The organism is Inquilinus sp. YAF38, from assembly GCF_052113205.1.
Taxonomy (GTDB): domain Bacteria; phylum Pseudomonadota; class Alphaproteobacteria; order DSM-16000; family Inquilinaceae; genus Inquilinus.
Genome location: NZ_JBFRCU010000134.1, coordinates 1 through 12,679, shown reverse-complemented (window position 1 = coordinate 12,679; position 12,679 = coordinate 1). Strand labels below are relative to the sequence as shown.

The window sequence follows — 12,679 nt, the reverse complement described above, 5'->3', positions numbered from 1 at the left end:
CCTCGCCTTCACACCTCACGAGATCACCGCCCTGGCCGTGCTCAACCAACGCCTGCAAGGCAAGATCGCCCGCCAGAAGAACCCCCATCCCGAGGCCTCCCTCTCCTGGGCCGCATGGGTCATCGCAAAGCTCGGCGGCTGGCACGAATACGAAGCCAAACCGCCCGGACCCATCACCTTCCACAACGGCTTGGCCTTCTTCCGCGCCTTCGCTGCTGGCTTGGCCGCCAATCTGTAAATGCCCTAGCATTTCACGTTGGGCTGTGCGCGGCACCAGCGACACCAGCGCCTTGATGCCCTGGCGGGCGCGGCCGGCGGCCACGGTCTCCAGCAGCTCGCCGACGGCGAACAGGAACACCACCACCGCCGCCTCGGACGCCGCGCCGATGGCGATGGCGCCGATCGCGGCGACCGCCATCAGCGTCTCGATGCTGAAGGGCGAGCCGGAGCGGATCAGGGTCAAGGCGCGGCGCGCGACCGGCACCAGCCCGATCAGCGCCGCGGCGAGATAGGCCCGTTCGGCCTCGGCCGGGACGATCAGCGAGGCGACGAAGGCGGCCGCCAGCAGGACCCCGGTGAAGCCGACCAGCTGGGCCTTGCGCTCGCGCCACCAGGGCGTCGCGTCGGCCAGCGCCGGCGCTTTGGGTGCGTCGTCGACCGCGGTCGGGGTGAAGCCGAGGGCGCGGATCTTGTCTTCCACCGCCCGGCCATTCGCGGCGGCGCCCGCCGCACCGAAGGCCAGCAGGCCGGTGGCGAAGCTGACCTCGACGCCGCTGACGCCCTCGATCCGGCCCAGCGCGGTCTGCAGCTTGCCGACGCAGCTCGGGCAGTCCATGCCGTCGACCCGATAGCGCAGGGTCCGGCCCTGCCCGTCATTCGCCGCTGCCATGCGACGCACTCCCTTGCCGAAACATCCGTCGCAGGGGAAGATGGGAGCTACAGCGACTAGAGCTTCAAGAGGAAAATTCATGTCCGCGCGTGGCGACGCGATGCCGATCGGCGAGCTGGCCCGCCGCACCGGCTGCAAGGTCCAGACCATCCGCTACTACGAGCAGATCGGGCTGATGCCGGAGGCGGCGCGGACGCTGGGCAACCAGCGGATCTACGGCCGGGCGCACAGCGACCGGCTGGCCTTCATCCGGCACAGCCGCGAGCTGGGCTTCCCGCTGGACGCCATCCGCCAGCTGCTGACCCTGGCCGACGATCCGGCCCAGCCCTGCGCCACGGCCGACCGGATCGCGCAGGAGCAGCTGGTGGCGGTGCAGGCCCGCATCGCCCGGCTGGAAGCGCTGAAGGTGGAGCTGGAGCGGATGGTGGAGCAGTGCCGCCACGGCACCATCGGCCATTGCCGGGTGATCGAGGTGCTGGCCGACCACAGCCACGGCCACTGCCTGCATCCGGACCACGGGACGGGCGAGGAGATCGAGACGGCCGCTTGACGAAGCCGCCGCTTCATCCGCATTTTTGAAGATCGTTTCAAGTCGGCCGTCATTTCAGACAGAATTTTTCGAGGTGATTGCGATGGGGACGTTCCGGGTGGACTGCCCGGCCGATCTGCAGAAAGCCTGCGATCAGGCCAAGGCGGGCGACGAGATCCTGATCGCGGGCGGCGTCTACGACCGCCCGTCGCTGCTGGAGGGCCGATCCGGAGAGCCCGGCCGCCCGATCGTCATCCGGGCCGCCGATGAGGGCTGGATCTGCGGCGGACAGTGGCCGAAGCCGCCGCGCCCGGGCAACAGCATGTCCCGGACGGATTTCGCGTTCCTGCGCGTCGTCGAATGCGCCCATGTCGTGATCGAGGGGCTCAGGATCCGGGATTGCTGGCCCGTCATCTTCTGGATCGAGAACACGCGCCACCTGACGATCCGCGGCTGCTCGCTGCAGAACGGGACGCACGCGATCTTCGCGAAGGGCAGCGAGGCCAGCCCCACCTCGCACCTGCTGATCGAAGGGAACCGCTGGCAGCAAGACACCCAGCCCGGGCATCCGTTGTGGACCACCATCGACTGGGCGCAGGCGCATGGCGAAGAGGGCCCGGATAGCGGCTACAGCTACTTCAACGGCGCATTCCTGTCGGCGAAGGCGATCCGCGGCCAGGTCGTGATCCGCCGTAACTGCATCACCGACGCCTATAACGGAGTGCGCCTGAAATCCGGCAACGCGGACGTGCCGGCGGAGCTAGCACACAGGGTCAACGCCGACATCCACATCGTCGACAACGACTTCGTGCGGATCCGCGACAATCCGGTCGAGATCGAACGGTCCGCCTATAACTGGCATGTCCGCCACAACCGGATGCTGGACTGCCACGCCTGGTTCTCCTTCGACGGCGCCGGCGGCGGCTTCTGGTATGTCTACGGCAACACCGGCCGGTTCGAGAGCCGGCAGGGCCTGCCGCACGAGACCACCCACACCATGGGCCGGGTGCTGAAGCTGAGCTACGAGCAGTACGAGCGCGATCCGGCGAGCGAGCGCGTGCCGGACTTCCCCTGGTTCGTCTTCAACAACAGCTGGCATCTGCGCTGCCCGATCATCGGCGGCGCCGACATATCGCCGTCGCCGGCGGAGCCGGGGCCGGACTTCACCGCCCGCCTCGAATTCTTCAACAACGCCTTCGGCTGGTGCAGCCCCGACCGCGACGGCGCCTGGGTCTGCGAGACGATCGAGCTGATCCGCAACTTCGACATGCGGCGCAGCATCGACACGCGCTTCGACCACAGCATCAGCGACCGCAGCGACGCCATCGATTACTTCCAGCGCTCCGGCTGGGGCGAGGCCCATGGTCTCGTCGTGCCCGGCCCCGTCTTCGAAGATGCCGCCGCCGGCAAGCTGGGGCTCGCCGCCGGCAGCCCGGGGATCGGGTCGGGCTGGGCCAGGGCGGAGCTGGCCCGCGCCAGGCCGGGCCATCCGGCCGCGCTCCGCCTGCAGGCCGACGGCACCGTGAATCGCGGCGCCGTCCAGGAGTACGGCCTGATCGAGGTGCCCGAGCTGGAGGCCGAGACGACGGCCCTGCTGGCGGAGATTGGCGCCGGCGCCTAACATCGGGGCCGGAGGTCGAATCATGGACATCACCATCCCGCTGCTCAGCATCCTCGGCGCCATCGTGGTCGGCGCGGCCAGCCCGGGGCCCAGCTTCGTCTTCGTCACCCGCACCGCGATCGCCCTGTCGCGCCGCGACGGGTTGGCGGCGGCGCTCGGCATGGGCGTGGGCGGGGTGGTCTATGGCGGGCTCGGCCTGTTCGGCCTGCAGGCGATCCTGGCCCAGGTCGAGTGGCTGTACCTGATCCTGAAGGTGCTGGGCGGCCTGTACCTGCTGTGGCTCGCCGTCGCCCTGTGGCGCACCGCGGCGCAGCCGATCGCGGTGCCGAAGACGGCGGAGGGCCGGCCGCGCAGCGTCCGCCGATCCTTCACCCTGGCCGCCGTCACCCAGCTGAGCAACCCGAAGGCCGCGATCGTCTATGGCAGCATCTTCGCCGCCTTCCTGCCGCCGCAGGTGCCGGGCTGGACCTTCGCCGTGCTGCTGCCGGCGATCTTCGCCATCGAGGCCGGCTGGTACACCATCGTCGCCCTGGTGTTCTCCGCCGATCGTCCCCGCGCCGTCTATCTGCGCTGGAAGCGCTGGTTCGACCGCGCCGCCGGCTCGGTCATGGGCGCGCTGGGCATCCGCCTGATCCTGGGGGCGGGGAAAGTCTAAGGGCTCGTCCGCCGAGGGATGCCGATGTCCGACTCTCACGACAGTGAGCGAGCCCGTATCCAGGCGCTGGTCGCAGCCGAGTGTGCCCGCATTCGAGATGACGGGACCCGGGAACAGTTGACGGGCTACCTGGTCACGCCCCGGCGGCACATGCTCGAATGGGACTACGCCAGCGAACCGACCGCCTACCCTGCGTGGCTCGTTGCCGACAGTGGCATCTCATATTGCGAGCAAGGCTTCGGCCCCAGATGCCCGTGGGGCCTTACGGGCCTGGACGGCGGTTCTGCCGGCATGGATTCCGGATGGTTCCGGACGTTGCACGAAGCCTTCCTGGACTCCTTTGCCTGGGAGCCGCGTGAGATCATCCTCGATCCCACGGCATGGCAGATGCCGTCCGACGCACTCTCCGCGGTGTTCGATGCGCTCCGGATCCCGCCCGAAACCGAGCGGAGCATAGAGAGTTTTGCTGCGCTGGTTGAGGCAGGCCCGGCCGGCGGGGTCGAGTTGCCGTTGCAGATCTTCTTCCTCGACAGGCCGGATCGCCCCCGCGAACTGATCGACTTCATATTCGCCTTCTGCCGGACGATCGATGAGAGACTGCATCGCGAGGGCTTCAGCATCAGGTTGATCCCTCGCTGGGTGCTTTCTTGACAGAATCTGTCGCTGGCTGGCGCCTAACCTGCCCTCAGAACCGCGTGACGACGCTGATGCCGGTGCCGTCGAAGCGGTCCATCTGCGTCAGCGCAACCGCGGCCTCGTCCAGGCTGATGCGGCTGCCGACCAGCTGCTGCGGCGCCAGCGTGCCGGCGGCGATCATGTCCAGCATCGCCTGGTAGCGGAACGCCTGCATGCCGTGGCTGCCGAGGATCTCCAGCTCATAGGCGATCACCCGGTCCATCGGCACCGGCGGGCGGGCGTGGTCGTCCAGCATCAGCCCGACCTGGATATGCCGGCCGCGCCGGCGCAGGCAGCGGATCGAGTTCATGCAGGTCGCCGGGTGGCCGAGCGCGTCGACCGAGACATGGGCGCCGCCGCCGGTCAGGTCGCGGATCTCGTGCACGACATTGGCCGAGGTCGTCGCGTTGACCGTCGCCGTGGCGCCGAGTTGGCGGGCGAGGTCGAGCTTCCGGTCGGTCAGGTCGACCGCCACGACATTGGCGCCCAGCGCCCGGGCGATCATGATCGCCGACAGGCCGACGCCGCCGCAGCCATGCACCGCGACCCAGTCGCCGCCGCGGACCCGGCCCTGGTCGACGATGGCGCGGAACGAGGTGGCGAAGCGGCAGCCCAGGCTGGCCGCGGTGGCCGAATCGATCTCGTCCGGCAAGGCGACGAGGTTGGCATCGGCGAAGTCGAGCGCGACATATTCGGCAAAGGAGCCCCAGGCGGTGAAGCCGGGCTGGAACTGCCGCTCGCACACCTGCTGATTGCCGCTGGCGCATTCCGGGCAATGGCCGCAGCCGGCGACGAAGGGCACGGTGACCCGCTGGCCGGTGCGCCAGCGCCGGACCTGCGGCCCGACCGCGACGATGGTGCCGGCCAGCTCGTGCCCGGGCACATGCGGCAGCACGATGTCGGCATCGTGCCCCATCCAGCCATGCCAATCGCTGCGGCACAGCCCGGTCGCCTCGACCTTCACCACCACGCCCTCCGCCGCGGGCGACGGGTCGGGCACGGTCTGGATGGTCGGCGCCTGGCGGAACTGTTCGAAGACGACGGCTTTCATCGCGGCGGGCCTGTGGCTGTTGTCGGCGAGACCTTATCGGAACGATGGATAGGCCCCAACACGTCATGGCGAGCGAAGCGTGGCCATCCAGTCTTTCGGCCGCCGCGCTCGGTGGCGACAGTCTGGATGGCCACGCCCCTGCGGGGCTCGCCATGACGGCTGGGGGGGCGGGGCGGACTACCCGATCCCGAAAATCCGGTGCGTGCCTTCGACGTCGCGGAGGACGTGGCGGCCGAGGTCGAGCAGCGGGCGGCCGCAGGCGTCGCGGAACGGCTCGGACACCAGCACCCGACGGCGCAGCGTCTTGGTCAGCTCCTCCAGCCGGCTGGCGCGGTTCACCGCCGGGCCGATCACGGTGAAGTCCAGCCGCCGCGCGGCGCCGATATTGCCGTAGGCGATCTCGCCGAGATGCAGGCCGATGCCGAAATCGACCGCGTCCGGCCCGACGAGGCCGCGCTCGGCATTGGTGGCGTCGACCTGGGCGCAGAAGGCCTCGGCCGCGGCCAAAGCGGCGGCGCAGGCGGTGCCGCGGTCGGTCTCCGCCGTCACCGGGAAGATCGCCAGCACCGCGTCGCCGATGAATTTGAGGATCTCGCCGCCCTCGGCCTCGATCGCCACGCCCATGTCGCCGAACCAGCCGTTCAGCATCGCCACCACATCGCGGATGGCATTGGTTTCGCTGCGCCGGGTGAAGGCGCGCATGTCGGCCAGCCAGATCGCCGCCTCGACCCAGTCGACCGCGCCGCGCTCGATCTGGCCTTCGACGATGCGCTGGCTGGTGCGGGCGCCGACATAGGTGTCGAGCAGGTCGAGCGCGATCCGCTTCCACACCTGGCGCTCGGCATAGGGGCTGAACAGCCGCGCGGCGGTGTCGAGCGCCTTCAGGTCGTCATCGTCGAAGCCGCCCGGCTGCCGCGTGGCGAAGGACAGGAAGCGGGTACGGCTGGTGTCGAGGAAGGGCAGCGGCGTGATCAGGTAATCGGTCGAGCCCTGTTCCTGCAGCTCCTGCAGCAGAGGCATGTCGCCGACGTCGGCATCAAGACGCCGGCGATACGCCCGCTCGGTGTCGTCGACGATCTTGGTCGGGCTGGTGAGATAGCCCGTGCTCTGCATGATGCCCTGGCGGGCACGCTCCCCGAACTCGATGGTCTCGTCGCTCCAGACCAGCATGGTGCCGCTGATCTCGGGATGCAGCACCTCGAGCCCGATATGGATCCGCCAGGTCGGGACGATGGTCTGCGCCACCCGCTCGCAGAAGCCCGGAAACAAACCCTTGAGCGGCACCGGGCGCCGCGTCGCCTCGACCAGCCACAGGCCAAGCGCCTGCAGCCCGTCGCGATGCCTCTCGGCGATCGGTCGGCAGTCCCAGTCCGGCGGCAATCCGTCTTGCATGGCGGGAGAAGAACCCTTCGGCGAGGCGCGGTCAATGCGGCGCTTGGCGCGGACAGCATCGCATCGCGGGGCGGCCGTGACCACCGTCGCGGCCATGCCGCCCGTGCGCGAGCTGTCCGTCTGCCCTGCGGCACGGTCATGTCATCGCCGCGGCTTACGGCCTATCTTTGCAGGGCACATTGCACCGCCCAGCAGGAGAGGACCATCATGGCTGCGCAACGGACCGGCTCCGACCTTCTCGTCGAGGCCCTGGTCAATGAGGGCGTGGACCGCGTCTTCGGCGTGCCCGGCGAGGAGAATCTCGACATCGTCGAATCGCTCCGCCGCTCCGGCATCGAGCTGATCGTCACCCGGCACGAGCAGTCGGCCGCCTTCATGGCCGCGACCTATGGCAGGCTGACCGGCAAGGCCGGCGTCTGCCTGACCACGCTCGGCCCCGGCGCGCTCAACCTGACCACCGGCGCGGCCTATGCCCTGCTGGGCGCCATGCCGATGGTGATGATCACCGGCCAGAAGCCGATCCTGAAGAGCCGCCAGGCGCAGTTCCAGATCGTCGACATCGTCGCCACCATGCGGCCGCTGACCAAGTTCTCGCGCCAGATCGTCAGCACCGGCGCGATCCCGACCCTGGTGCGCAACGCCTTCCGCATCGCCCAGGAGGAACGGCCGGGCCCGGTGCATCTGGAGCTGCCGGAGGATATCGCCGCCGCCCCGGCGCCCGACGGGCTGGGGCCGGTGCCGCTGCACCCGCTGGAGCTGCCGGTGGGGAATGACGGGGCGATCGCCACCGCCGCCGGGATGCTGCGCGCGGCCGAGCGCCCGCTGGTGATGATCGGCGCCGCCGGCAACCGCCGCCATTTGGTGCCGGCGCTGTCCGACTTCGTGCGCCGGATGGGCATCCCGTTCTTCAACACCCAGATGGGCAAGGGCGCGGTCGACGGCAATTCCGGCCTCTATATCGGCACCGCCGCCTTGTCCGAGGGCGACTATCTGCACGATGCGGTGACCAAGGCCGATCTGATCCTGGCGATCGGCCACGACGTGGTCGAGAAACCGCCCTTCATCATGGAGCAGGCCGGCCAGAAGGTGATCCATGTCGGCTACCAGCCGGCCGACATCGCCGAGGTGTATTTCCCGGACCATGAGGTGGTGGGCGACATCGGGCTTTCGCTGGCCCGCATCGCCGAGGTCTTCGGCGGGACGCACCCGACCGCGGCCGAGGCCTTCGCCGGGCTGCGCCGGACGATCCTGGAGAAGGTGGCGGCGGACGGCACCAGCGACCGCTTCCCGCTGCTGCCGCAGCGCATCGTCCACGATGTGCGCGCGGTAATGCCGGAGGACGGCGTCGTCGCCCTCGACAACGGCATGTACAAGATCTGGTTCGCCCGCAGCTACCGCACCCACATCGCCAACACCATCCTGCTGGACAACGCGCTGGCGACCATGGGCGCCGGCCTGCCCTCGGCCATGGCGGCGGCGATGCTGCATCCGGACCGCCGGGTGATGGCGGTGTGCGGCGACGGCGGCTTCATGATGAACTCGCAGGAGCTGGAGACCGCGATCCGGCTGAAGCTGAACCTGGTGGTGGTGATCCTGGTCGACAACGCCTACGGCATGATCCGCTGGAAGCAGGAAGCGCAGGGCTTCGCCGATTGGGGCCTGACCTTCGGCAACCCGGATTTCGTGACCTACGCCCAGGCCTATGGCGCCACCGGCTGGAAGGTCGAATCCGCCGAGGCCTTCGCGCCGACGCTGGAGAAGGCCTTCGCCCAGGGCGGCGTGCACCTTGTCAGCGTGCCGATCGACTACACCGAGAACAGCCGGGTGTTCATCGAGGAGCTGCGCAGCCATGCCTCGGCTGTGGAAGCGGATTGAGACCGTCCGTAAATGCTACTGGTGCGGCCGTCTGACGGCGGTGTCTCCGCTTCCGGTGCTCACGGACCCAAACGTCCGCTGCGCTCCGGTTCTCGACACCACCGCCAGCCGACTCACACCAGCGCATTTCCAGACGGTCTCTTGAGGCGCGAGCCCGGCAGGCGTCGCGCGGGTCGCGGTGAAAATGGCGGTGAGCCGAAAGCGGGAGCCGTGGTGTTGTCCCCATAGGACCGCCCCAGCGACCCAGGAGGGACCGGCATGTACATCGCCCGCTTCTCGTATGACGTGCTGCCCGTCAATCGCCAGAGCGCGATCGACTTCATCCACCGCGAGGTCGAGGCCGCCCGGGCCAACCGGCTCAAAGCCCGGCTGCTGGTGCCGCTGACCCGCGGCCAGGGCGGTGCGGCGCTGCAGTTCGAGGTGGAGCTGACCAGCCTGGACCAGTTCGACCGGTTCCGCGAACGCGGGGTCGGCGACGACGAGGAGACGGCCCGCTGGATGCACGCCTTCAGCGAGATCCTGGCCTCGCCGCCCACGGTCGAGCTGCTGCGGGTGGAGGATAGCCGGTAGTCACAGAGGCTCGGTCTCCAGCGCGTCACCCCATCTCAGACGCCGCGCCGTCTTCAGCAACGACCCGTCGCGCTTGGTCACGGTGCGCTCGACCAGCCCCTCCGGTGCGCAGAGGCGCAGGTCGATGCGGGAGCCGGCACCGCGGGGCGGGGTGATGACGCGGCCGGCGAATGGCATGGCCGGGCGGCGCGAGACCGCGACATAGGCGAATTTCTCGTCCTCCCATGGCACCTCGCCGCCCTTGGCCTGGCGGTGCAGGCGCGAGCGGGCGACGCGCCGGGCGAAGTGGCACCAGTCGGGCTCCGCCAGCGGGCAGGCGCGGTCATGCGGGCATGGCGCCACGACATGGCCGCCGCCGGCGATCAGGCGCGAGCGGGCGTCGAGGATGCGGCGATACCCTCCCGGGGTCCCCGGCTCGACGATCAGCAGCAGGTCGGCGGTGGCGGCCCACAGCCCGTCGACCAGGGCGCCGCGCCGGTCCGGCGCCAGCTCGTCCAGCACATAGGACAGGATGACGAGGTCATGCGCCGGCAGTTCGGGCAGCGGCTTGGCCAGGTCGGCGGCGCGCCAGTCGGCCGGCGGCAGCGCGTCCCCAGCCAGCCGGGCGCCCCAGTCGCGGAAGGCGGCGCTGCCCTCCAGCAGGGTGGCGGCGGCGAGCTCCGGCCAGGCCTCCGCCGTGGCCCAGAGCGCGGTGCCCGGCCCGGCGCCGGCGTCGAGCAGGCTGGCGGGGGCGAAGTCCGGGCGGCGCCCGGCCACCGCCTCCAGACAGCTGCTGATCGCGGCATAGGTGGCCGGCAGTCGCGTGGCGAGATAGGCCTGGACCGCGCGGTCGTCGCCGACATGGAAGCGGCCGTCGCGCAGCTCGGCCCGGTAGCGCTGCGACAGCCGCGCGGCGGCGGCCGACAGCTCGGCCAGGGCGATACCCTCCAGCGCCCGGTCGACCGCGACGCGCAGGGCGGCCGGCAGATCCATGGCTCAGGCCACCCGCAGAGGGAGGAACCGCCCGCTTTCGCGTTGCCTCTCCCGCTTGCGGGAGCTTTTCGTTACAGCGATCCATCCCTTTGACGTCATTCCCGCGAAAGCGGGAATCTCTTTCCGGCCAAAGCGCTGCGAGATCCCCGCTTTCGCGGGGATGACGGATTTGGAGATTCCGGAGAGGTCCCGCCTGCGGGAGAGGTCGAAACCGTGACGGCGGTTCCGGGTGAGGGCCCTTTGTCGAGGCCGCTGCCAGCCCTCACCCGCCAGCGCTGCGCGCTGTCGACCTCTCCCGCCCCGCGGGAGAGGCAACGCGTCTCGCAAAGCCGGGATCGGGCTCACGCGGCCCCTACCCGGCGAGCGCCTGCCGCACCGCGTCGGCCAAGTCGCCCTGCGGATGGGTGGACTGCTCGCCCGTGGCCAGGTTCTTCAGCACCGCCGTGCCGGCGGCGATCTCGGTCTCGCCGGCGATCACGGCCAGGCGAAAACCCTTCTTGTCGGCGTATTTCAGCTGGTCGCCGACCTTCCTGGCCTCGGTGTACAGCTCGGTCGCGATGCCGGCGGCGCGCAGCGCGGTGGCCAGGCCGAGATAATAGGGCAGCTGCGCCCGGTCCATCACCGTCACCAGCACCGCGGCCGGGGTGGCGGCGCCGGGCTTCAGCAGGCCGGCGTCGAACAGGCGCGACAGCAGCCGGGTGACGCCGATCGAGATGCCGACGCCCGGCAGCTTCGCCTTGGTGTAGTTGCTGGCCAGATCCTCGTAGCGACCGCCGGAGCAGATGCTGCCGACCTCCGGATTGGCCACCAGCTGGGTCTCGTAGACCGTGCCGGTGTAGTAGTCGAGGCCGCGGACGATGGCGAGGTCGATGCGCCAGCGATGCGCCGGCACCTGGAAGGCGGCGAGGCCGTCGGCGACCTGGCCCAGCTCGTCCAGCCCCTCGCGGTACAGGTCGCCGCCCTCGATCGCGCGCAGGTCGGCGATGGTCACCGGCCGGGTGACCAGATCGACGATCCGCGCCGCCGTCGCAGCGTCGATGCCGGCATGGGTGGCGAGGTCGGCCAAAGTGCGCTCGCGGCTGACCTTCTCGATCGCGTCGATCACCTTCAGCGCCGCGCCGACGCCCTCGGCCGTCAGCCCCTGGTCGAGCAGATAGCCCTGCAGCAGCTTGCGGTTGTTGATGCGGATGACGAATTCGCCGATGCCGATGCGGGCGAAGATGGCGTTGATGACGCAGGGGATCTCGGCGTCGTTGAGCAGGCCCAGGCTGCCGTTGCCGATGACGTCGATGTCGGCCTGGTAGAACTCGCGGAACCGGCCGGCCTGGGGCCGCTCGCCGCGCCACACCTTCTGGATCTGGTAGCGCCGGAACGGGAAGGTCAGCCGCGCCGCGTTCTGCGCCACGTAGCGCGCGGTCGGCACGGTCAGGTCGAAATGCAGCGCCATGTCGGTCGAAGCGTCCTCCCCCTCCCCCGCCGCCAAGCGGGACAGGGCGTAGATCTCCTTCTCAACGATGCCCTTGGCGGTCAGGATCTCGCGCCGCTCCACCGCCGCCGTCTCAATCGGGGTGAAGCCGTAGCGCTCATACTCCTCGCGGATGATGCGCAGGACGCGATCCTCGACCAGCTTCTCCTCCGGCAGCCATTCCGGGAAGCCGCTGATCGGCTGGGGCTTGATGATTCGGGTCTCGGACATGGCGTCATCTTCCTAGGGAGTGTGGCGGTTTAACCGATCGCGCTGCCGCCGTCACCCGCGGGGAATCGGAACCGGACCTGCACCCCGGACGTTTCGCACGCGACCGAGACGACACGGAGAACCCGGATGCGTTCCACCATTGCCCTGGCCTGCCTGGCCGCCACTGCCGGCTGGGCGGGCGCTGCTTTTGCCGCCGACATCGAGGGCGGCACCTATGTTGCCGGAGGCGGCGCGCCGATCCGGCTTCTGGTCCAACCGACGCAGGACGGCAACGTCGCCTTCCTGCTGCACCGCTCCAGCCGCGGCGGCATCTGCCTGATGTCGGGCATGGCGAAGCCGGTGGGCGACACCATCACCTGGACCAGCAACAGCGGCGCCGCCCTGGCGATCCGCTTCGACGGCCGTGGTGCGTCGGTCGAAACGGCGAACGCGCTGCCGCAGAACTGCGACGGCGCGCCCCGCATCGCCGGATCCTATGTCTATGACAGCCCGACGGTCGAATTCGACCGGGCCGAGATCGGCGCGGTGCAGTCCGCCCTGAACGGAGCGGGCTACCGGCTGGGCCAGGTCGACGGCGTTCTGGGCCAGCGCAGCGCGGCCGCCGTGCGGGACTATCAGCAGAGGAACAACCTGCCGCCGGCTCCCGACAGCGGGCTGACGGTCGAGACCGTGGCCCATCTCGCCAGCGGCGGCCGGACCGTTGCCGCCACGCCGGGCGCGCCGACCCCGATCGCGCCGTCCACGCTGCCGACCC

General features: G+C 69.9%; 12 protein-coding genes. 7 read left to right on the top strand and 5 right to left on the bottom strand.

The window, feature by feature from the left end:
* The coding region (locus AB4Z01_RS34045; RefSeq protein WP_441700984.1) for a cation transporter at nucleotides 1-889 on the bottom strand (889 nt) is incomplete at its 3' end.
* 79 nt (nucleotides 890-968) lie between these two features.
* On the opposite strand from AB4Z01_RS34045, the gene AB4Z01_RS34040 reads away from it, so the two are divergent.
* The 4 genes from AB4Z01_RS34040 to AB4Z01_RS34025 all read left to right on the top strand — a co-directional run bounded on the left by AB4Z01_RS34040 (nucleotide 969) and on the right by AB4Z01_RS34025 (nucleotide 4,345).
* Complete coding sequence (locus tag AB4Z01_RS34040) at nucleotides 969-1,439, top strand: MerR family transcriptional regulator (RefSeq protein ID WP_342239910.1); 471 nt, start codon at nucleotides 969-971, stop codon at nucleotides 1,437-1,439.
* 82 nt (nucleotides 1,440-1,521) lie between these two features.
* A complete protein-coding gene (locus AB4Z01_RS34035) occupies nucleotides 1,522-3,039 on the top strand; it encodes a hypothetical protein (RefSeq protein ID WP_441700982.1) in 1,518 nt (505 codons plus the stop codon).
* A gap of 22 nt (nucleotides 3,040-3,061) precedes the next feature.
* Entirely contained in the window at nucleotides 3,062-3,694 is a 633-nt protein-coding gene (locus AB4Z01_RS34030) for a LysE family translocator (RefSeq protein ID WP_441700980.1), read from the top strand.
* A gap of 24 nt (nucleotides 3,695-3,718) precedes the next feature.
* Nucleotides 3,719-4,345, top strand: a complete 627-nt coding sequence (locus AB4Z01_RS34025) for a hypothetical protein (RefSeq protein WP_441700978.1) — start codon at nucleotides 3,719-3,721, stop codon at nucleotides 4,343-4,345.
* Nucleotides 4,346-4,379: 34 nt separating this feature from the next.
* On the opposite strand, the gene AB4Z01_RS34020 is transcribed toward AB4Z01_RS34025, so the two are convergent.
* Both AB4Z01_RS34020 and AB4Z01_RS34015 read right to left on the bottom strand, forming a co-directional pair.
* Complete coding sequence (locus AB4Z01_RS34020) at nucleotides 4,380-5,420, bottom strand: zinc-dependent alcohol dehydrogenase family protein (RefSeq protein WP_441700976.1); 1,041 nt, start codon at nucleotides 5,418-5,420, stop codon at nucleotides 4,380-4,382.
* A gap of 177 nt (nucleotides 5,421-5,597) precedes the next feature.
* Complete coding sequence (locus tag AB4Z01_RS34015) at nucleotides 5,598-6,812, bottom strand: adenylate/guanylate cyclase domain-containing protein (protein WP_441700975.1); 1,215 nt, start codon at nucleotides 6,810-6,812, stop codon at nucleotides 5,598-5,600.
* Between the two features lie 207 nt (nucleotides 6,813-7,019).
* Here AB4Z01_RS34015 and AB4Z01_RS34010 point away from each other — a divergent pair, with 207 nt between their 5' ends.
* Both AB4Z01_RS34010 and AB4Z01_RS34005 read left to right on the top strand, forming a co-directional pair.
* On the top strand, nucleotides 7,020-8,687 hold the full coding sequence (locus AB4Z01_RS34010; RefSeq protein ID WP_441700973.1) for an acetolactate synthase large subunit: 1,668 nt from the start codon (nucleotides 7,020-7,022) through the stop codon (nucleotides 8,685-8,687).
* A 258-nt stretch (nucleotides 8,688-8,945) separates the two neighbouring features.
* Nucleotides 8,946-9,257: a hypothetical protein gene (locus AB4Z01_RS34005; RefSeq protein WP_441700972.1), complete on the top strand. Its 312-nt coding sequence runs from the start codon at nucleotides 8,946-8,948 to the stop codon at nucleotides 9,255-9,257.
* Here AB4Z01_RS34005 and AB4Z01_RS34000 read toward each other — a convergent pair whose 3' ends face one another.
* Together AB4Z01_RS34000 and hisS are read right to left on the bottom strand one after the other, a co-directional pair.
* Complete coding sequence (locus AB4Z01_RS34000; protein ID WP_441700970.1) at nucleotides 9,258-10,229, bottom strand: small ribosomal subunit Rsm22 family protein; 972 nt, start codon at nucleotides 10,227-10,229, stop codon at nucleotides 9,258-9,260.
* Nucleotides 10,230-10,581: 352 nt separating this feature from the next.
* Nucleotides 10,582-11,925, bottom strand: a complete 1,344-nt coding sequence (gene hisS, locus AB4Z01_RS33995; protein ID WP_441700969.1) for a histidine--tRNA ligase — start codon at nucleotides 11,923-11,925, stop codon at nucleotides 10,582-10,584.
* Nucleotides 11,926-12,051: 126 nt separating this feature from the next.
* Between hisS and AB4Z01_RS33990 the strand changes: the two genes are divergently transcribed.
* The coding region (locus tag AB4Z01_RS33990; RefSeq protein ID WP_441700967.1) for a peptidoglycan-binding domain-containing protein at nucleotides 12,052-12,679 on the top strand (628 nt) is incomplete at its 3' end.

Bases quoted from the DNA above. Each gene is read 5' to 3' on its own strand.
- AB4Z01_RS34035 (WP_441700982.1), top strand. From the start codon at position 1,522: ATGGGGACGTTCCGGGTGGACTGCCCGGCCGATCTGCAGAAAGCCTGC.
- hisS (WP_441700969.1), bottom strand. From the start codon at position 11,925: ATGTCCGAGACCCGAATCATCAAGCCCCAGCCGATCAGCGGCTTCCCG.
- AB4Z01_RS34010 (WP_441700973.1), top strand. From the start codon at position 7,020: ATGGCTGCGCAACGGACCGGCTCCGACCTTCTCGTCGAGGCCCTGGTC.
- AB4Z01_RS34025 (WP_441700978.1), top strand. From the start codon at position 3,719: ATGTCCGACTCTCACGACAGTGAGCGAGCCCGTATCCAGGCGCTGGTC.
- AB4Z01_RS34020 (WP_441700976.1), bottom strand. From the start codon at position 5,420: ATGAAAGCCGTCGTCTTCGAACAGTTCCGCCAGGCGCCGACCATCCAG.
- AB4Z01_RS34030 (WP_441700980.1), top strand. From the start codon at position 3,062: ATGGACATCACCATCCCGCTGCTCAGCATCCTCGGCGCCATCGTGGTC.
- AB4Z01_RS34015 (WP_441700975.1), bottom strand. From the start codon at position 6,812: ATGCAAGACGGATTGCCGCCGGACTGGGACTGCCGACCGATCGCCGAG.
- AB4Z01_RS34005 (WP_441700972.1), top strand. From the start codon at position 8,946: ATGTACATCGCCCGCTTCTCGTATGACGTGCTGCCCGTCAATCGCCAG.
- AB4Z01_RS34000 (WP_441700970.1), bottom strand. From the start codon at position 10,229: ATGGATCTGCCGGCCGCCCTGCGCGTCGCGGTCGACCGGGCGCTGGAG.
- AB4Z01_RS34040 (WP_342239910.1), top strand. From the start codon at position 969: ATGTCCGCGCGTGGCGACGCGATGCCGATCGGCGAGCTGGCCCGCCGC.